The sequence below is a fragment of the Olivibacter sp. SA151 genome, from assembly GCF_054130995.1.
Map to the genome: position 1 here is coordinate 682,005 of NZ_CP096391.1, position 21,176 is coordinate 703,180.

At 42.3% G+C, this 21,176-nt stretch carries 12 protein-coding genes; all 12 read left to right on the plus strand.

Translation table 11 applies throughout. From position 1 onward, the window contains the following. Nucleotides 1-3,516, plus strand: coding sequence for a SusC/RagA family TonB-linked outer membrane protein (locus tag M1D52_RS02765; RefSeq protein WP_437393799.1), 3,516 nt, complete (start codon nucleotides 1-3; stop codon nucleotides 3,514-3,516). A gap of 11 nt (nucleotides 3,517-3,527) precedes the next feature. After that, entirely contained in the window at nucleotides 3,528-5,366 is a 1,839-nt protein-coding gene (locus M1D52_RS02770) for a RagB/SusD family nutrient uptake outer membrane protein (RefSeq protein ID WP_457941711.1), read from the plus strand. A 47-nt stretch (nucleotides 5,367-5,413) separates the two neighbouring features. Beyond that, a complete protein-coding gene (locus M1D52_RS02775) occupies nucleotides 5,414-6,262 on the plus strand; it encodes an endonuclease/exonuclease/phosphatase family protein (protein WP_437393796.1) in 849 nt (282 codons plus the stop codon). Nucleotides 6,263-6,432: 170 nt separating this feature from the next. Further along, complete coding sequence (locus M1D52_RS02780; protein ID WP_437393795.1) at nucleotides 6,433-7,566, plus strand: acyltransferase family protein; 1,134 nt, start codon at nucleotides 6,433-6,435, stop codon at nucleotides 7,564-7,566. Nucleotides 7,567-7,727: 161 nt separating this feature from the next. Beyond that, nucleotides 7,728-10,007: a WG repeat-containing protein gene (locus tag M1D52_RS02785; RefSeq protein ID WP_437393794.1), complete on the plus strand. Its 2,280-nt coding sequence runs from the start codon at nucleotides 7,728-7,730 to the stop codon at nucleotides 10,005-10,007. Nucleotide 10,008: 1 nt separating this feature from the next. After that, nucleotides 10,009-12,597, plus strand: a complete 2,589-nt coding sequence (locus M1D52_RS02790; protein ID WP_437393792.1) for a WG repeat-containing protein — start codon at nucleotides 10,009-10,011, stop codon at nucleotides 12,595-12,597. Between the two features lie 173 nt (nucleotides 12,598-12,770). Then, a complete protein-coding gene (locus tag M1D52_RS02795) occupies nucleotides 12,771-13,649 on the plus strand; it encodes a LamG domain-containing protein (protein WP_437393791.1) in 879 nt (292 codons plus the stop codon). A gap of 453 nt (nucleotides 13,650-14,102) precedes the next feature. After that, nucleotides 14,103-15,236, plus strand: a complete 1,134-nt coding sequence (locus M1D52_RS02800; protein ID WP_437362228.1) for a glycoside hydrolase family 88/105 protein — start codon at nucleotides 14,103-14,105, stop codon at nucleotides 15,234-15,236. A gap of 113 nt (nucleotides 15,237-15,349) precedes the next feature. Continuing rightward, on the plus strand, nucleotides 15,350-16,657 hold the full coding sequence (locus M1D52_RS02805; RefSeq protein WP_130855096.1) for a Gfo/Idh/MocA family protein: 1,308 nt from the start codon (nucleotides 15,350-15,352) through the stop codon (nucleotides 16,655-16,657). 14 nt (nucleotides 16,658-16,671) lie between these two features. Next, a complete protein-coding gene (locus M1D52_RS02810; protein WP_437393789.1) occupies nucleotides 16,672-18,621 on the plus strand; it encodes a family 43 glycosylhydrolase in 1,950 nt (649 codons plus the stop codon). 133 nt (nucleotides 18,622-18,754) lie between these two features. After that, complete coding sequence (locus M1D52_RS02815) at nucleotides 18,755-20,089, plus strand: BNR repeat-containing protein (protein WP_437393788.1); 1,335 nt, start codon at nucleotides 18,755-18,757, stop codon at nucleotides 20,087-20,089. Between the two features lie 9 nt (nucleotides 20,090-20,098). Continuing rightward, nucleotides 20,099-21,055, plus strand: a complete 957-nt coding sequence (locus tag M1D52_RS02820) for a glycoside hydrolase family 43 protein (protein ID WP_437393786.1) — start codon at nucleotides 20,099-20,101, stop codon at nucleotides 21,053-21,055. Nucleotides 21,056-21,176 lie beyond the last annotated feature (121 nt).

Below are 21,176 nucleotides of genomic sequence, written 5' to 3' on the forward strand. Positions count from 1 at the left end.
ATGAACAATCGAATACCTAACTATCTAAACTTTATGCTGAAAGCGTTCAGCACTGGTTGCTTTGCTTTGTCGGTGGTGCTGTGGAGTTATAGCCTTGTTTGCGCCAACACGGTGAAGGCTCAAGAGCTATCGAAGACACTGGTGAAGCTCCATTTACGTAACAAATCGCTCAAAGAAGTCTTGCAACAGTTGGAACGGGAAAGTGATTTCCGATTTGTGTACAGCGATGGGGCGATTCCGAAAAACAAGTCGCTTTCGCTCGAAATGGAAGGCACAATGGCCGAAGCACTAAATAAGATTTCGGCGCAAACGCATACGCGTTATGAGCAACAGGGAAACAACCTGGTAGTAACCTATAATCCTCCTAGGCAGATGATGCCGCTTTCCGGAAAGATTGTGGACGACCAAGGAATGGCCTTGCCCGGTGCAAGTTTACGTATCCGTGAACTGAACAGGAGCACGGCGGCTAACGAAGAAGGGAACTACCTGATTTCTGTTCCGGCAGGCACTTATACCTTGGAGGTATCCTATGTGTCTTTTGAAACACAGGTGCGAAATGGGGTAGTGGTGGAGGAAGGTAAACCTACGACGGCCGACTTTCAGTTGAAAGCGAAAGGCGGCGAGTTAAATGAGGTAGTGGTTGTAGGATATGGCACGCAAAAGAAAGTAAACTTGACCGGTGCGGTAGATCAGGTGGGGAGTGAAGTATTTGAAGGGCGTGTGGCCGCTAATGCAACGCAAATGCTGGCCGGTGCTGTACCGAACTTAAACATCAATTTACAGGACGGGAAACCGACTCGTTCGCCGAGCTATAATGTGCGAGGTACCACCTCTATTGGTCAGGGTGGAAGCGCTTTGATATTGATTGATGGTGTTGAAGGTGATCCTTCGACCTTGAACCCGAATGATATTGAGTCGGTATCGGTACTGAAAGACGCTTCCTCAGCAGCGGTATACGGTTCGCGCGGTACCTTCGGTGTCGTGTTGATTACAACCAAAAAAGCAGCTTTAGGAAAAACCTCTTTTACTTACAGCGGGAACACGTCCATGCAACAACTAGCGACGCAACCGGATTTTGTGACCGATGGCTACACCTACGCTTCGCACTTTTTTGAAGCTTATAATGCATGGAACAACTATTCGTCGGTGCCGAGTAAGTTAAATAAGACACAAATCTTTACGCTCGATTGGTTGGAAGAGTTTAAAAGGAGGAAAGAGCAGGGCATTACCGAAGAGATAACCGTAAATGATAATGGTGAATATGTATATTATGGTAATGCGGATTACTTTGGCACCTTGTTGAAAGATAGAACGTGGGCGCAGGACCATAATCTATCTGTATCGGGTACAACGGAAAAATCAGATTTTTATCTATCGGGGCGTCTGTATGACTATAACAGTATTTATCGCTATAATACAGATGATTACAATAGCTATAACCTACGCGCAAAGGGCGGCTTACAGGTAACTGATTGGCTACGGATCAGCAATAATATGGATTTTAATTTATCTAAATATCATGATCCGCAAACGGCCGGTGAAGGAGGGAATATATGGCGCAATATTGACGATGAAGGGCACCCCACGTCGCCCATCTTCAATCCTGACGGTACTTTATCCTATTCTGCGGCTTACACGGTGGGCGACTTTATCTATGGCAAGAACGGTGTGGATAGCAAAAACGATAATTTACGGAATACGACTTCTTTTGAAACGAAGTTTTTTAATAACAGTTTCCATATCCGTGGGGATCTTACTTTCCGTAATCGCGATTTTACGTCTACGCGGATTAGGGTGCCCGTACCTTATAGCGTGAAGGAGGGAGAAACTCTGCTGTTACGTACTTCTTTCAACGATAACATTTATCAGCTTACCGAGAAGTGGCGCTACTTGTTTACGAATCTATACGCGGATTATGAAAAAACTTGGGGCGATCATTATTTTAAAGGTTTGGTAGGTTATAACTATGAGCAGCGGGTCTACGATGCCAATTATATTACCAAGAATGGTTTGTTAACAGAAAATACCGAAAATATTAACTTGGCTTTAGGCGAATCCGTAACAGCTACAGCGGGGTATAATAAGTATCGGATTGCGGGTGTCTTTTTCCGTGCGAATTATATTTTTAAGGATAAATACCTCTTTGAAGTGAACGGTCGTTACGATGGGTCTTCGAAGTTTCCGACCGATGAGCAATGGGCCTTCTTCCCTTCGGCTTCGGTTGGCTGGCGCCTTTCGCAGGAGTCTTTCTGGAATGTTAATCCGAAGGCCATTTCGGATGTGAAGTTACGGGCATCTTACGGTTCTCTTGGAAATGGAAACATCGATCCTTATACCTTCTTAAATACATATAATATTACAACACAGGGTATTATTTTGAATGGGGCTAAAAATCCCGTAACCTCAAGGCCAACCATACGGCCTGATAACTTGACCTGGGAGACGGCTCGTACAGCTAACTTTGGTTTGGATTTGGTAGCACTAAATAGCAAGCTGACTTTTACCGGTGATATTTATACGCGCAAAACCTTGAATATGTATACGGTTGGTCCTACTTTACCGGATATTTTCGGAGCAGAATCACCAAAGGGTAACTACGCCGACTTAACCACGAATGGATATGAGATATCGATCGGTTATAATGACCAATTTAATATAGCCAACAAACCGTTCCGCTTCAGTGTAAAAGCCGGTTTGGCGGATTACCGTTCGACGATCGACAGGTATAATAATACCACGGGAGCTATTACCGACTATTATGCCGGGCAACGTGTAGGTGATGTTTGGGGTTATGTAACCCAAGGTCTCTTCCAATCGCAGGAAGAAATTGACGCAGCACCTAAACAAACTTTGATTAAATCTTCCAACTCGGGTGTGGTATATCCGGGAGATGTACGCTTTGCGGATTTAGATGGTAATGGCGTTATTGATTATGGTTCGAATACACTGAGCGATCATGGTGACAAGACTATTATTGGTAATACTGAACCGCGTTATATCTATAACTTCAACCTGAATTTAAATTATAGTAACTTTTATGTATCGGCGTTCTTTCAGGGTGTAGGTAAACAGGATTGGTATCCAAGTAACGAGTCGATTTTCTGGGGGCAGTTCAACCGGCCTTATAATAACTTGCCAACGTGGCACCTGAACAATTACTGGACGGAGGATAATCGGGACGCTTACTTACCCCGTTACGCAGGTTATAATACTTCCATACAAAATACGGCGCAAACTCGTTACCTGCAAAGCGTTGCTTATCTACGCTTGCGTAACCTGCAGGTAGGATACAATTTGCCTAAAGCCTTTGTACAAAAAGCCGGTCTGCAAGCGGTACGGGTAGGTTTATCCGGTGAGAATCTTTTTACTTGGTCGCCTTTATACAAGCACACCAAGGATATCGATGTAGCGAATATTGGTAAGTCTGACGAAGATGTCAGCGACTCCAATTCCGGAGATGGCTTTAATTATCCAACGATGCGCAGTGTAAGTTTTAATCTGTTAATCAACTTTTAAGATAAACAATCATGTTGAAAGAAATATATAGCGATAGCAGGTCGCAAAACAAGAAATCGAAACGCAATTGTACATTTAAAGTGATGAAAAGAAAATGGATTCTATTGGCCATGGCAGCATTGGCGTTTTCATCTTGCGAATTGAATGAAACGCCTAAGGCTACCGCAACGGAAGAAGATGTTTTTGGGAGCGAAAATGGCTTAGCGGCTTATAGCCGCTCTTTCTATGGCATGCTGCCTGATGCAAGCAATGCTTATAATAGGGATGCAATGGCGGATTATGGCGCAGTAAATAACCTCAACAGCTTTATCCGCGAAGGCGGTTACTCTGCGGAGACAAGTGATGGTTGGAGCTGGGGCGATCTTAGGAATATCAATTATTTCATCGAACATTGCACTGATCCCAATGTGAGTGAAGCTGTACGCAATAATTACATAGGAATTGCCCGTTTCTTCCGTGCCTATTTTTATCTTGATAAGGTTATGCGATTTGGAGATGTGCCTTGGGTAGATCATGCTTTGGGTATTGACGAAACGGACATTTTATATGGGACAAGGGATTCGCGCGCCGTGGTAATGGAGCATGTGATGGAAGATTTGGATTTTGCTTCGCAAAATATTTCATCTACCAGCTCGGACGGATCACTGATAACAAAATGGACCGCGTTAGGCCTGAAAACAAGGGCAGCGCTATTTGAAGCTTCCTATCGGAAATACCACCCGGAGTTGAATTTGCAGGAAAGTGCCAATACTTTTTATCAATATGTAGTAGATGCCGCTACGGAATTAATGGAAAATGGCCCTTATTCTTTGTACACAGGTGCCGGTGTGGAAGGTTCGCAGCGGGCATTATTTATCAGTGACTCACCGCTTACGCAGGAAGTAATGTGGGCGGTAACAATGAGCGAGGATCTGGCGGTAATGAGCAGCGCCAACTGGTGGTGGACATCAGCAACCTATGGTCCGCGTTATAGCTTAGTACGTCCTTTTATTAATACCATTTTGAATCTTGATGGAACGCCTTATACCAGCCGGACAGATTTTCAAACGGAGGAATTTTATGACGAGTGCCAGAATCGTGACTACCGTTTAGCGCAGCTGATCCGCACCCCTGGATATGCTCGTAAGGGAGTGGCAGCACCGCCTAATTTTAGCAGCCATACCTATACAGGTTATCAGCCCATCAAATATACCTTGGACGACCCTCACTATGATAATGGAGCGTACAATACGAACGCGATCCCTTTAATGCGCTATGCGGAAATACTGCTGAATTTTGCGGAGGCGAAGGCTGAGCTAGGTACGTTAACGGATGCAGACTGGGCAAAATCGATCGGAGCATTGCGCGCACGCGCGGGTATTACCGGTGGTTTGACCACCTTGCCAACAACGGTGGACACTTATTTACAGCAAACCTTTTTTCCGGACATAAGCAACCCGATTATCTTGGAAGTTCGTCGCGAGCGACAAGTGGAATTGGCGCTGGAAGGTTTTCGTTTTAACGATTTGAAACGTTGGAAGCATGGCGAGCTCATGGCTAATTTGGAATGGTCGGGAATTTATGTGCCGGCACTGAATGTACTGATGGATCTTGACCATAATGGTAGCTATGATGTGGTATTCTATGATGGCAATACCGAAGGCCCAACAATCGCGGTACCGAGTGGTTGTGCGAAGGTAGCAATTGGCGGGAAAAGTACAAATTACCAGACATTAACGGCAAATAGGCATTTGGAATGGTTTAAAGCACAGCCTAGAAAATGGTATGAGGATGGCCGGCAGTACCTGTATCCTATTCCATCGACGGCCATTGTTAAAAATAACAACTTAAGCCAAAACCCGGGATGGTAAAGTTTTTTTAATTTTAAATAAATAAAATGATCCTTAAAAGAGTTAAGATGAAAAGAAAGATAATAGGCGTATTGTGTCTCCTTATTATAGGTATATCAACATTACAGGCGCAACAATTAAGAGTGGCTACCTTTAATGTACGCTACGCTAATCCGGGTGATACCGGTAACTTATGGGAGGACAGAGCGCCTGTAGTGGCTGCTTTGATCGACTTTCATGATTTTGACATCTTTGGTACCCAGGAAGCACTGAAGAGGCAATTGGACGATATCAGTGCCGCTTTGCCTGAATACCAACGGTATGGTCTAGGCAGAGATGACGGACAGGAAGGGGGCGAGCATTCGGCTATCTATTTTAAAAAAGATCGATTCTTTTTATTAAAGAAAGGCGATTTCTGGTTGTCAGAAACACCGGATAAGCCGAGCTTTGGTTGGGATGCAAAATCGCATAAGCGCATATGCTCGTGGGTGCAGCTGCGCGATAAGAAAAGCAAGCGGGAGTTTTTTGTGTTTAATGCGCATTACGATCATCAAGGTGTACAGGCCCGTAAGGAAAGCAGTAAGTTGATCTTAAATAAGATCAAGGAAATTGCCCAAGGCGCTCCGACAATCTTTACGGGAGATATGAACGGCTCTGAAGAAACGGAATGGTATCAAGCTTTAGCACAGTCGGCTTTGCTGAAGGATACGCAAAAGCTGGTAGCGAAACCGTATAAGCTCAATGCTTCGTTCAATGGTTTTGGCAACGAAAAGTCTCTACAGGCAACGGCAATCATTGATCATATTTTTGTTACCAAAGATTTTAAGGCCCTTAAATGGGGTGTGCTGACGGATACTTACCACGGTAAGTTTCCGTCAGACCACTTTCCGGTGATGGTGGATCTGGAAATCAAATAATGTTTGTAATATTCCGAAAAAACCCTCCGCAATGGAGGGTTTTTTTCAAATTGAATCTCCTGTTATATGCGTTCCTTACCACGGCTATATTCGTGGTTATCAGTAAAAAGCAATTTCGCTGAATGATATGCCAAAATATCTGAATAGCTTTTCCTTGAAATAGCTTACCTATGCATCTTAACCAAGATGAAGCCACTATGCCTCAGGAGCCTAAAATTACGTATTTGCAAAGCAAGCCTCATTATGATCTACTGGATGGTCTACGGGGAACGGCGGCTATTACAATTGTCGTTTTTCATTTTCTGGAATTTGTATACCCTGACTATAGTCAAAATTTTTTAGGACACGGCTTTTTAGCAGTTGATTTTTTCTTCTGCTTATCGGGTTTTGTCATTGGTTATGCTTATGATGAACGGATAACTAAAATTGGTCCCTGGCAATTTTTTAAGGCAAGGCTTATTCGTTTGCATCCGCTCGTTTTATTGGGGTCTGTATTGGGATTACTTGGCGTTTGGATTGACCCTTTTTCCGACATAGGTTATGATGCAGGGCAGCTCTCGCTCATTTTTATTTTTTCGGTGTTGTTGGTTCCTTATCCCGTTATGCCCGATCGCGGTTATGGTCTGTTTGGACTGAATACACCTTCGTGGTCGTTATTTTTTGAGTATGTAGCGAATATTGTTTACGCTCTTTGGCTCTATAAAATAAGTCGCCAAACCTTATTCCTGCTCTGGTTAGCGGCAATGATTTGGCTTGGTTGGGTGAGTTATGAAGCAGGTACTTTGATTGGTGGTTGGGATGGAAAAAGCGCTTGGGATGGTGCTGCGCGTATTGCCTATTCTTTTTTAGCTGGTCTGCTTGTATATCGTTCGAACTGGTTGGTTAAAAATAAAATGGGCTTTGTTGGGCTTTCCATTTTGCTATTGCTTGCTTTTATAGTTCCATATTTTAAATGGAACTGGTTGGTAGAAGTCGGTATTGTTATGTTTTATTTCCCTTTGCTACTAACCTTGGGCGTGGGAACAAAGCTTTCGGAAGGCATGAGGTCACTTTGTGTATTTTTCGGCAAAATATCTTATCCTTTATATATGACTCATATTCCCATGATATGGATATTCGGCAATTATTACAATAGTCATCAGGTAGACACGCTTCGGCTGACTTTCATTATAATTCTTGGAACTGCCTTTTCTTTAGGTTTAGCCTATGTTATTATGAGATTGTTTGATACCCCCGTTAGGAAATGGTTGCAGTTGAAACAACGACGTGCAGTAATGAGCTCCTCGAACATAGATAAGAAGTAGACCGGCGAATATGCTGTAAGGCGGTTAATCATCTCATTAATATTAAGCGTATGTCTTCGTTTTTAAGATTGCATTTGCGGCATTAAACATGACGGTTACTATTCCGGAATTCCCCGAAATCAGGGATTTACGCAATAGTTTATGCTGCTTACTTTTGATTCATGAATAAACGCTATTTGTTGCTTCTATATTTCATGGTTCATCTGTCAGTTTTTGGGCAGACACCTGCAGTAGTGGATGCTATTGATTTTTCGTCGTATGAAACCTTTCCGGAAGTACAGTTGGATGGCAAGAGATATCTGTATTTACCGGAGGCGAACTTGCTAATTGATAAAGTAGAAAACAGCACCGGAAATATGTTAAGTGTGATAAAGGATGGCATGTACGGCGCTGTGGATAAAAATGGGAAAATCCTTGCGGCTATCGAATACGACGGTATTGAGTTGAAAGACGAGTATAAAGGACAATGGTATGAAGGAATAAGTTACGATTATGAGTTTATTATAACCGAAAAAGAGGGCAAATATGGCGTTATAAATGTCAAGGGTCGTGAGATTAGCCCACCTCAATATGACGGGATAGAGATTATTAATAAGGATTTAATAGGAGTTAAACAACACGGCAAATGGGGGTGGACTGCTGCAGAGGATGGTCATGTCATCCAACAGCCTATTTATGACGAAGTGCGTAAATGCTACTTGAATGATAAGTGTGTGGCGATTTATCTAGGAGATAAGCAAGGAATGGCAAAGGCGGATGGAACCGTTATTATTCCACCTAAATACGTTTTTCTTTCGAATCTTTATACACATTCGGCATCCTACATTGCTTGTTCTGAAAACGGATTATATGGTGTTTTGGATCAAGGGGGAAAGGCGCTTACGTCTACTCAATTTGAGGCGGTATCCTCTTTAGGTGACATTGATTTAATAAAGGTGAAACAAGGAGGTAAATTTGGGGCTATTAACACGCAAGGCAATTGGATTATTCCTGCTGAATACGACCAAATCGACGACTTTGTTAAGCGTTTGGCGATCGTTACAAAAGATGGAAAACAAGCGGTTGTGGATAGCAGCGGAAAATTGCTCGTCTCTTTTGGCTATGATGAGATTGAATTTCAGGATGCGGAAGGACAACCGGTATTTCCTGCTGCAGCGGCGGTAATGGCGCCCATATCTTATGGGGCTGAGTTGTCGGAGGTAGCTTTAAAGGAGCAAGCAAAAAGGAAAGCAATAGCTGCATTACCCTATACCATTTATGTACAACGGGGCGATCAAAGTAATCGGCTCGACTGGTCCGGTAAACCTATATTTCCGCCCAATCAATTGTTGACGACTGATCCCTTTATCCAAGGAGGAAAATCTTACTATCGCGTTTTCACAAAAGATTTATATGGTGTATATGATGCAGAGGGGGAAGAGATTTTACCGACGAAGTATCACTTACCGCAGGATCAATATGCAATGACGACGGACTATAACCTAGGCGGAATCGATTTGTCCGATTCATCGTTCATCCCTATATATGATGGTGAAAAGCTGGGCCTATTTAATTTAGTGCAAAAGTCCTTTATAGTTCCTGTGGCTGATCAAAAAATCAGCTGGATTAACCGACATTATTTGGTTGTGACCCGTAAACTACAGGATAGGGACTACGCCTATGAGGCAGCGCTTTACAACAGCGAGGGGCAATGTGTCAGGGGTTTTGATGCCAATGTTTACGATTATCATTCTGTTAGTGAAAATTTCTTCCTGCTGGAGCGGGAAGACCAAAGTTTACAACTGATAAATGGCGATGGAAAGGTCGTCTATGAAAATCCAAGTTGGAAGGGCAGTTTGCGAAAGCAGGGCTTCAGCTTACCTATCAATGAAAATCAAGATGCAGTTCCGTTTGAAAGCGGCCTGCTAAAAATAAGCGGTGATCAGCACAACCTTTTCATCGATTTGCAGGCTAGAGAAAGGCGCTTTGCAGGATACACGGCGGTGGGAAATTTTTATAAAGGGCTAGCCTTCGTCGTGAAAAAAGCGGAGGATGGAAAGGATCGCTACGGGGTAATCAATAAAGATGGGAAAGAGCTAATTCCGGCAAAACTGGAACAAATCAATACCGTATACGACCACCCCAATTTATTGCTGGTACGCCAAGATAATCAATACGGGCTGTGGAGTCGAGAAGGGAAATTCTTATTAAACCTAGAATACGATGATATAGAAATCAATAGTTCGCAACGCTATGTGCGAATTGTGAAAAACGGTAAAATTGGTTTGGCAACTAAAGACGGGAAAATAGTGCTTGCCCCAAAATATGATGAATTATTTGTTAACTATGAGGGTGATGAGCACACTTGGCCCGTCTTGGTAAAAGAGAGGGAGTGGTATCACATCTTAGCCAAGGACGGAACGATTTATCCAATAAAGACGCAGAAAAAAGGAGCTTATTAATATGGGAAGATACTTTTATATCGTTGTTTGGCTTTTGCTTCCCATACTTGGCGCAGGGCAAGGGAAGGAAAATGACAGTCAAGGATCGATAGCTGGCCAAGTTGAACAGCTGACCAGTTTGGCTTCTTTTTATCATGGTTATGCACGCGTTAAGAAAGGAGAAAAAGAATACTATATAAACAAACAGGGCGGGAAGGCTTTTGATACAGTAGTTCCGAACGCAAATGTCACGTTAGGGAATAAAGACGATATCGCCGCCTATGATGAGTCTGTTAAAAGTGAACTGCTACCAACTAAAGTAATCCCCTTTATAAAGGACGGGAAGTGGGGAGTGATGAACCCACGGGGTGAAGTTTTATTGAAGGCAGCGTATGACAGTGTGGGAGTTGATAATCCCTATTACTGGAAATTGAAGAAGGCTAACGAAATTTCCTTCTACCTTAAAGGAGGAAAGATGTTGCCGTTTTTTGAGGATGTCGGCTATTTAGATGGTAATTACTTTGATGTAAAACAACAAGGAAAATGGGGTATTTACAGCTTCAAAGAGCAAAAGTTGGTAATACCGGCCATCTTTGACGCCTTCGATTACTGCGGTGGTTGTGGAAGAAAACCTTCTTATGTATATGCAAGTCATAATGGTAAGTGGGGTATTCTGGATTGGAACGGAAAAGAACTACTTCCCTTTATTTACGAACATGGTCACTATGGCATGCGGAGCGATAATTGGGTAGAATCTTTTACGAAGAATGGGAAGCGCTTAATTGTACATATTCCCACTAGAAAAGAATTCCTGGCAGATGAACAGGACGATTATCCTAAAATCGTTGCAGGTCTTTTGCTGGTTAAAGAAATTATAAACGTAGCACATCGGCAAACTGTTAAAACAGGAAATAATGGTTCTATGGCGCGATATGGTATTGGTATCTACGGGCAGGATGGAGAAATGGTTTCACCGCCACAGTATGAATGGATCGACGAACCGAATGCTAATTCTTACCTAGGGTATTATGGACCTTATCTTCTGGCAAAAGCCGATGGTAAGATGGGTGTTGTTGACCACTCGGGGAAATGGGTACTGCCGGCTCAATATGATGATGTAAAGGTTTATGATGATCATTTTGTAGCTAGAAAGGATAACCTGGCCATCTTATTTGACAAGAATCAAAAAGAACTATTGCAGGTCAATAATGCAGAGATTACGCATGCCAACGAGTATTTCTACTCTAACGGTAGTGATGGTTTAGCCGTTTTTAAAGTTAAACAGCGTGCTTACTACGGTCTTTATTTCGTGGACAACGCAAGGTATTACCCGCCCGAGTTTTATGACGTGGATATCAAAGCTAAATTTGATGGTGAAAATCGCGATCTGATTGTAGGGGAAAAGCAGGGGCTTTTTACGGTATTCGATGCTCATGGAAATTTGTTGATACCGGGACAGTATAATGGCTTCTCTTTTTTGGAAAGCTTACCGGATTCGTTAGCGGAAATTGTGCGGGGTAAGAAAGTGGGCCTATATAACGTGAAATCACAAAAGGAAGTTATACCGCCTGTTTACGACCATTTTGAGCTGATGGGACCGCAGCACGAATTGATAATGACAACGAAAGGGGACTATGATAAACCCGCCTATGAATTTTGGAACCTACAGGGACAAAAAATTATTGGTAAAACCTTCACCGACAAGGACACCATAAACACCCAATATTGTCTGTTAAAAAACAATCAAAAGGGTTATTCACTGTTTAATGTAGAAACGAAGCAAGTTCGATTTTTAGATTACGCTTATGTTTGGAAGGTGGGCTCGTCGCGTCTGCTCTTTGTATCAGATGATGGGAGAAAGGGGAAGCTTTTTGATATTTTGGAGGATAGAGAGCTTGGGACCGTTTATGATGCCAGTCAGTTTAACTTTGAATTGAATGGCGAACGGAATACCACCTATGTTACGCTGTTTCCTTTCAAAAATGGTTTCGCAAAGATTGTAAAACACGGAGAATATGGTTTTATAGATGAAAAAGGAAAGGAACTTCTACCTCCAAAATATGCCAAGGTATCGGACTTCAACGGAGCAGGGCTTGCCGTTGTAGTGGATGCCCGGAAGCTGCAAGAAATGGGTTATAACAACCGGCTGTGGCCCGTAAATATCATCGATAAGAGGGGGCGAACTTTACTTTCTGAAGGTTATGTAGCGCCTGATCTACAATTTTCGGATTTTTCTGAACTGTTTCTGAACGATAAAATATTGCTTTTTAAAATGCTTTCACATACCAGCGAATTGCGCGTTGGCCTAGCCGATAGTAAGGGGCAAGTGCTATTGGAGCCGATTTACAATGACATCATTCCGACGAAGAATAATCGCCTACTTTTACTAAAGAAAGGAGCTAAATTCGGATTGGCCACCTTTGAAGGAAAGATTATAGTTCCGGTGCAGTATGCAAACATGGGCTTGGGAAATGGTGCTTTTTATACGAGTTCGGACAGCGTCGATATGTTTCCGGTACCGGTCTTCAACGACGATAAATGGTTCTATATTGATGAGACAGGCAAAAAACTACCCCTTGAAGCAGCTAATTTAGATGATTTACTGTATTAAACTATATTGTACACTTATATAAATATTCCGACGGCAAACTGATCATCGTTATGGTTTCTGTTAACGGATTTGCCCCCTGAATTGTATGAGTATACCCCCCTTGTTTGCAGAGTGCACTCCGTAGGTTTGTGTGATAAAACCAATTTTTAGTATAAACACAAATATGAACCAAAATGAATGTACCTATTTTATTTAAAAAGCTAGGATGGATGATTCCGGTGGGATCGCTGTTCTTTGCCTGTTCAAAGCAGGAGCTGGGTGAAGTAAAAACAAGTTCAGGTGTTGATGGCAAATTAAGCAACACGGAGAATGTAGTGTTACAGCAAAGTCCCGTGGTCTTGGTTGACGCTTCTTCATTTAACAATTACACAACCTTTGAGCAAAAATGGAATTATCTTTATCCCTGGGGCAGTGATCATAATGGGACGGCACGCATGTACGGAAGTTCTACCGATCATAATCACATTTATTTAACAGGAACGGACTTAAATATTTTGGCTACCCGAATAAACTGGAATGAAGGAAATAGTCCGCATGATCCGTATCTACCCATTCGCTACCATTCGGGTGCTATTCATTTAAAGGAGAAGATAACTTTTACCGACGCGCTTCCCTATTGGGAAATCCGAGGTGATTTTCAAGTGCCAACGGTTCGTGGTTCTTGGCCGGCCTTCTGGTTAACAGGTGCCGATAGCTGGCCTCCGGAAAGCGATATAATGGAGTTTAAGGGCGATAGCCGAAATTGGCAGAATACCGCTACGGGGCCTAGTTGGCAAAATGTTACTTGGCAAAATAAGATTACCCCGGTAACCAACGCCGGTAATTGGCATAATTATATGCTACGCATACGTCGCGTGTCGGCGACACATGTCGATTTAGATTACTATATAGACAATCAACTCATGGCCACACACCGCGCCGATTTTATGAATAAGCCATTTTGGTTGATTATTAATATGCAAATGGAAGGATCAAGCGGAGAACCCGGGCCGCAAGAAGCTTTAATGAAAGCAAGAAATATTTATGTAGCAGGGTCCACTACGGCTTTTTAATTTAATTAATAACATAGAAATCCATGCATAAATAAAGTCACCTATTTTATATTGTACTAAGTATTGAGACACTTAATATGCCGACAGGCTGTAATAAGAAGCGTAAATTGGATTCGCTGGATATAGGAACTTCGGGTGTATCAATCTTTATAAATGTATGTTGTGTTTGGTTATAATGATCGAATGTGTAACCGAATTGGTTGCACATTTCAGTTTGATCCTAATGACACCTTTGGCTGAGAGAGATACAATTAAATAGAGACGCTGTTTTACAGCAGAACCCAGGTTATAATTAATGTTAAGAGAGGTCTGCTTCATAGAGAGTCTCTATAGTTAATAAAGATCGGGTTGTTTGTTGTTCACATCGAGGAGCTCCTTAGGGAGCTTCTTTTTCCTGAATAAGGTTTGCTAACCATCGAGTGGATTACTATCTTAACGCAAATAAAATATTAAATGAAAAAGCATTTTATTCTTTTAGGAGTCATACTTTCATCGTTACTATATACTGTGTTAAATGCGCAGGAGCTGCCAGATAAAGTGGAAGTAATTAATATCATTCGCCAGGTAAATGATTATTGGCAAAGTAAACACCCCGCCAATGTACGGGCTTTTTGGGATAATGCCGCTTATCATACGGGTAATATGGAAGCCTATCAGGTTACACAGGAGGAACGCTATCGTAAATACTCGGAAGATTGGGCCATACACAACGAGTGGCAAGGCGCAAAATCCACCGATAAAGCGACTTGGAAGTATTCCTATGGAGAAACGGACGAATATGTGTTGTTTGGTGATTGGCAGATCTGTTTCCAAACGTATATTGATTTGTATAAATTGAATCCGGACGAAAGGAAAATCGCTCGTGCAAAAGAGGTTATGCAATATCAAATGAGCACCGGTAAAAACGATTATTGGTGGTGGGTTGATGGTCTTTATATGGTAATGCCTGTAATGACAAAGCTATATACCGTCACAAAAGATCAGCAATACTTGAACAAGTTGTATGCGTATTTCAGTTTTGCAAAAAACCTAATGTATGATGAAGACGCCAAGCTGTTTTATCGCGATGCTAAATACATTTATCCAAAGCATAAGACCAGCAATGGGAAAAAGGATTTTTGGGCACGGGGAGATGGTTGGCTTTTTGCAGGTTTAGCAAAGGTACTAACCGATCTACCGAAGGATGATGCCCATCGAAAGGAATATGAACAACTTTTTAAGGAGATGGCGAAGGCTATTCGGAAGGCCCGGCAACCCGAAGGATACTGGACGCGAAGTTTGCTGGATTCACAACATGCTCCTGGTTATGAAACAAGTGGCACGGCCTTTTTTACTTATGGATACTTATGGGGGATTAATAATGGTTTGTTGAGTGAAAAGCAATATCTGCCTACCGTTAAAAAAGCATGGACTTATCTGAGCGAGGTAGCACTACAGCCTGATGGTAAAGTAGGTTATGTTCAGCCCATTGGCGAAAAAGCAATCCCTGGTCAGGTTGTCGATATCAAATCGGAAGCAAATTTCGGTGTAGGAGCGTTTCTGTTGGCTTCGGCCGAGCTTTTCCGCTATTTGGAGCGAACTAAGTGATAGCTTGTGAAGATATAAAGGTTGTAATAAATGTCTTATTTACATTTTTTGAAAACGTTGGCATTGTTGAAAAAAAGATATATTTTTGAATGGTAACCATAACGCAACCATTTATGAACAACGCAAGAAGAAACTTTATTAAAAAATCAACGGCGCTTGCCGCAGCAACAGGCTTATCAGCTGCTTTCCCTAATCTCTACAGCATTGCTGCAGGACATGCTCAGCAAAAAATCAGAATAGGGGCTATTGGGATTAACGGAATGGGCTGGGCGGATTTGAATGCGATTTTAAAACATCCGGATGTAGTATGTACGGCACTCTGTGATGTTGACAAAAATGTATTGGATAAACGAACGAAGGAACTTGCCGATCGTGGTATAAAAACGAAAGGATATAATAATTATCGAGACCTACTGGCCAGCAAGGATGTGGATGCGGTCGTAATCGGCACACCGGATCATTGGCATTGCTTGCAGATGATTGAAGCTTGTCAAGCTGGGAAGGATGTTTATGTAGAAAAACCCTTAGGCAACTCGATTACGGAATGTAAAGCCATGGTGGCTGCTGCAAAGAAATACGACCGAGTGGTGCAGGTAGGACAGTGGCAACGTAGCCAGCAGCACTTTAAAGATGCAATGGCCTTTGTTCATTCGGGAAAACTGGGTAAGATACGTTTGGTAAAAGCCTGGGCTTACCAAGGATGGATGAAAAGTATTCCGATTAAACCGGACGCCCCTGTACCGGCCGGTGTGGATTATGACCTCTGGCTGGGTCCGGCAAAAAAACGTCCTTTCAATCCTAATCGCTTCCATTTTGAGTTTAGGTGGTTCTGGGATTATGCAGGGGGATTGATGACTGATTGGGGTGTTCATATGCTTGATTATGCACTCATCGGTATGAAGGCAACTACGCCAAAATCCATTATGGCTGCAGGTGGAAAGTTCGCCTATCCGGAGGATGCCGCCGAAACACCGGATACACTGACAACGGTCTTTGAATTTGATGACTTTAACATCCAATGGGAGCATGCCAATGGCATCGATGGAGGTCCTTATGGTCGAAACCACGGGGTTGCCTTTATCGGAAATAAAGGAACATTGGTGGTGAATCGTGACGGTTGGGAGGTAATACCCGAAGGTGATCGGATGGAAGCGGTGCCATTGCAGAAGAAAGTGGATAATGGGTTGGATCTGCACGCCGTTAATTTTATCGAAGCGGTGAAAAGCCGTGATAAGGCTTCACTCAATACGCCGATTGAAGCGGGAGCTCACATTGCGATATTTTCCCAAATGGGTAATATTGCCTACCGTACAGGGAAAAAGATTTATTGGGACGAAGAAAAAGGTTCTTTTAATGATACAGATGCCGATAAGCTAATCACAGCGTCTTATAATAACGGTTATACAATACCTCAAGTCTAACAATTTAGTTGTTCATGTTATCAACCAACTCATTCCGTACACTGATTATTATTTCACTAATCCTTTTAGCACCTGCTGGCAGGCAGCTGCTTTTTGCTCAACAGGGGCCAAAGGCGATAGCTGAAAAAGATTATGTCGCCTATCTTTTCACTTACTTTACCGGAAACCGTATGGAGGAAGAGGCTGTGCGATTTGCTGTTAGCTTGGACGGCTACCATTATAAGGCGCTTAATAATGACTTACCAATACTGGATTCCAAAAAGATCAGCTCAACCGGTGGAGTGCGCGATCCTCACATCCTTCGTGGAGAGGATGGGAAAACCTTTTATATGGTACTGACAGATATGGTCTCAGCAAAAGGATGGGACTCCAATCGGGCGATGGTGTTGCTGAAGTCTACTGACTTGATCAATTGGACTTCGCACGTTGTCAATATACAGCAAAGATATGCTAATCAGGATAAGTTGTTGCGCGTATGGGCTCCGCAAACAATTTACGACCCACAGGCCGCGAAGTATATGGTATATTGGTCAATGAAATATGGTGATGAACCGGACAAGATTTATTATGCCTACGCCAATCCGGATTTCTCGGATCTGGAAGGCGAGCCGAAACAATTGTTTTTTCCTTCGAATGGGAAATCGTGTATAGATGGAGATATTGTACGGAAGGATAATACCTATTACTTATTTTATAAGACGGAAGGACATGGTAATGGCATCAAAGTAGCGAAAGCTGCTTCGCTTACGGATGGTAACTGGGAAGAATCGGTAGATTATAAACAACAAACTACAGATGCGGTGGAAGGCTCCTGCGTATTTAAGTTAATCGGAACGGACACTTATGTATTGATGTATGACGTATATGGAAAGGGCAGGTATCAATTTACAAAGAGCACCGATCTGGAACATTTCTCAGTTATTGATAATGAAGTGTCAATGAATTTCCACCCGCGGCATGGAACGGTGATGCCAATAACGAGAACAGAGTTGAAACGTCTCACAAATAAATGGGGAAATCCTGGTATCGACCTTGAATCGCTTCGTCAAAACCCGGTGTTGGAGGGTTATTATGCCGATCCGGAAATACTATACGCTCAGAAAACGAAAAAGTATTATTTGTACCCTACTAGTGACGGATTTGATCATTGGGGCGGTTATTCCTTTAAAACGTTCTCGTCCGACAACTTGGTCGATTGGAAGGACGAAGGGGTTATCCTCGACTTAAAAAAGAACGTGCCTTGGGCCGGCCGCAACGCTTGGGCCCCGGCTATTGAAGAAAAGAAGATAGATGGTAAATACAAGTATTTTTATTATTACTCCGGCGCACAAAAAATCGGTGTCGCGGTAGCTAATGAACCGACAGGTCCCTTTAGGGACATTGGAAAACCTTTAATTGCTTCTAAACCAAAGGGAATAAACCGTGGACAAGAGATTGATCCCGATGTGTTTACAGATCCAAAATCGGGTAAGAGCTATTTATATTGGGGCAATGGATATATGGCTGTAGCAGAGTTGAATAAAGATATGGTTTCGATTAAGGAAAGTACGGTAAAGGTCATAACACCCGACAAAACTTTCCGTGAAGGAACGTATGTCTTTTATAGGAAGGGACTTTATTATTTTCTTTGGTCGGAAGATGATACGAGAAGCGAAAATTATCGCGTACGATACGGTATCGCCAAATCACCACTCGGATCCATAGAAATTCCCCAAAACAACTTGATACTGGCAAAGGATCCATCGCAGGGCATCTATGGCACTGGACACAATTCCGTGTTGCAGGTTCCGGGTAAAGATGAGTGGTATATGGTTTATCATCGCTTTAGCAGGCCCGATGGGATCAAAATGGGAGAAGCAGCCGGTTACCATCGAGAAGTATGTATTGATAAAATGTCTTTTGACAGTGAGGGGCGGATTTTACCGGTTAAGCCAAGTCTTCATGGGATAGAAGGGGTGAAATGAATCAACTAGTTAATGTGAAATAATGGTAATGATACCTTTTCGTCCTGTTTGCCTATCGATTTGGCATGCGTGCTTACTGCTTTCGGTCCGACAAGTTAAACAGCGATCCTTTCCATCCTTGATATTATTGAGCATGCGTTTCTTATGGATACATGCTTTTCAACTTATACTACTAAGTATACTAGGCAGTGTCTTTATAAATACTAATGTGCAGGCACAAGTAAAGCCACTTACTAAAATCTATCCCGTGGCAAAGGCGTGGTCAAAAAACTCAATTAACGCGATTATTTTTAGGAAGAATTCATTGGTGACCTATAAAAAGCATCAATATATCGCCTTCTATGATGAAGAAGGACAAGTGGTGTTGGGCAAAAGGAGGCTTGGTTCTGAAAATTGGTCACTAATAACCACTAGCTATTCCGGGAATGTAAAGGATGCTCACAACGTGATCAGTATAATGGTAGATGGTACGGGTTATTTGCATGTTTCTTGGGATCATCATAATAATCCGTTAAACTATTGTCGCAGCACAAAGCCGGAGTCGTTAAAATTAGGACCAAAAATGGCGATGACAGGCAGTCAGGAAAGTCGCGTTGCCTATCCTGAATTTTACAAACTGGCCAATGGCAATTTGCTTTTTACTTATAGAAACGGGGAATCCGGCAAAGGAAATCTGATTGTGAACCTTTACGATTGTAAACAACAGAAATGGACAACGCTACATGATAATTTGATTAATGGTGAAGGACAACGAAACGCTTATATCCAGACTACAGTAGATAAGGAAGGCGTCATTCATTTATCCTGGGTTTGGAGGAGTAGTGCGGACGTGTCAACCAATCACAATATGTGTTATGCACGTTCGAGAGATGGTGGACACACCTGGGAAAAAAGCAATGGTGAGCGTTACACACTGCCAATAACAGCGGGTAATGCAGAAGTGGCGGCGCGTATTCCACCTAATAGCGAGTTGATTAATCAGACATCCATGACCACGGACGATATAGGAAATCCGGTAATTGCCACCTACTGGAAAGAGTCGGCTCAAGATGTGCCGCAATATCACCTGATTTATTTGCAAAACGATTCATGGAACGTGAAGATATTGCCCTTTAGGAAGACGAATTTTACTTTGAGTGGTGTTGGAACTAAACGTATCCCTGTTTCGCGACCGCAAATTTTGGCGAGCCGATATGGTGGTAGATCGGTATTTTATATGATTTTTAGGGATGAAGAACGGAAAGGAAAAGTGTCACTTCTCAAAGTAACGAACGATCAGAATAACCACTGGGAGATTATCGATCTATTTAACGAGGATATGGGGGCGTGGGAACCAACACTTGATACAGAACTTTGGAAAAAGAAGAAAATCGTCAATCTCTATTTGCAAAAAGTTGAACAAGCAGATCTGGAGGGCCAGACGGATTTTCCTCCACAGATGGTTAACGTACTGGAATGGAAACCTTAAATTTTGTCTATGTTACTTTATAATAATTTGTTTAGGATTATAACTTTATCACTGATTCTGTTCAATGGCTTGCATGTGCTTGCAGGGAATAGAGAAGAAGAGATTTATATATTTGCCTATTTCAAGGGCAATGGAGAAGATGGACTTCATTTAGCTTATAGCAAGGATGGCTATAACTGGGATGCTTTAAAGAATGATGAGTCTTTTTTACAACCAAAATTAAGCAAGGATAAGCTGATGCGTGATCCTTGTATTATTCGAGGTGGTGATGGACTGTTTCATATGGTTTGGACAGTCAGTTGGACAGACAAAGGAATCGGCTATGCTTCTTCGAAAGATCTGATCAATTGGTCAGAGCAGCAATATATACCGGTTATGCGGACGGAAGAAGGGGCGAGGAATTGTTGGGCGCCCGAAATAACTTACGATCCCAACTCGAAAAACTACATGATCTATTGGGCAACAACTATTCCGGGAAAATTTCCCGAAACGCAAATCGAGGCAGAAAATGCCTATAATCATAGAATGTATCGTGTATACACGAAAGACTTTAAAACATACAGTGATACACGCTTACTATATGATCCCGGTTTTAATGTGATCGATGCAACGATCGCTAAAATAAACGATAAATGGATCATGTTCTTGAAAGATGAGACGAAAGAACCTGTCGAAAAGAATATAAAGATAGCCTATGCTGATCAGCTGCAAGGCCCCTATTCAAAAGCAAGTAAGCCCATCACAGGGAATTATTGGGCGGAAGGCCCGACACTTACAAAAGTAGGCGCTACTTGGCTGTTGTATTTCGATAAGTATACCGAACATCGCTATGGAGCCATCGCATCTACCGATCTGGAAAATTGGAAAGACGTGTCTGATAGGATTACCATGCCAAATGGAATCCGGCATGGTACAATTTTTAAAATCACACAAAAAGAACTACAGAAATTATTGATTGCTAAATAAAAACGCTTAATTAACAGCTATCTGCAGACAGCCATATTAAGTTTGCTTTTTTCTTACTCCCAACTCCCCATTAACTACTCCCTGCTCCCCATTAACTATTCCCTACTCCCTATTAACTATT

Bases quoted from the DNA above. Each gene is read 5' to 3' on its own strand.
- M1D52_RS02815 (WP_437393788.1), top strand. From the start codon at position 18,755: ATGCGTTTCTTATGGATACATGCTTTTCAACTTATACTACTAAGTATA.
- M1D52_RS02780 (WP_437393795.1), top strand. From the start codon at position 6,433: ATGCATCTTAACCAAGATGAAGCCACTATGCCTCAGGAGCCTAAAATT.
- M1D52_RS02800 (WP_437362228.1), top strand. From the start codon at position 14,103: ATGAAAAAGCATTTTATTCTTTTAGGAGTCATACTTTCATCGTTACTA.
- M1D52_RS02810 (WP_437393789.1), top strand. From the start codon at position 16,672: ATGTTATCAACCAACTCATTCCGTACACTGATTATTATTTCACTAATC.
- M1D52_RS02795 (WP_437393791.1), top strand. From the start codon at position 12,771: ATGAATGTACCTATTTTATTTAAAAAGCTAGGATGGATGATTCCGGTG.
- M1D52_RS02785 (WP_437393794.1), top strand. From the start codon at position 7,728: ATGAATAAACGCTATTTGTTGCTTCTATATTTCATGGTTCATCTGTCA.
- M1D52_RS02820 (WP_437393786.1), top strand. From the start codon at position 20,099: ATGTTACTTTATAATAATTTGTTTAGGATTATAACTTTATCACTGATT.
- M1D52_RS02790 (WP_437393792.1), top strand. From the start codon at position 10,009: ATGGGAAGATACTTTTATATCGTTGTTTGGCTTTTGCTTCCCATACTT.
- M1D52_RS02770 (WP_457941711.1), top strand. From the start codon at position 3,528: ATGTTGAAAGAAATATATAGCGATAGCAGGTCGCAAAACAAGAAATCG.
- M1D52_RS02765 (WP_437393799.1), top strand. From the start codon at position 1: ATGAACAATCGAATACCTAACTATCTAAACTTTATGCTGAAAGCGTTC.
- M1D52_RS02775 (WP_437393796.1), top strand. From the start codon at position 5,414: ATGAAAAGAAAGATAATAGGCGTATTGTGTCTCCTTATTATAGGTATA.
- M1D52_RS02805 (WP_130855096.1), top strand. From the start codon at position 15,350: ATGAACAACGCAAGAAGAAACTTTATTAAAAAATCAACGGCGCTTGCC.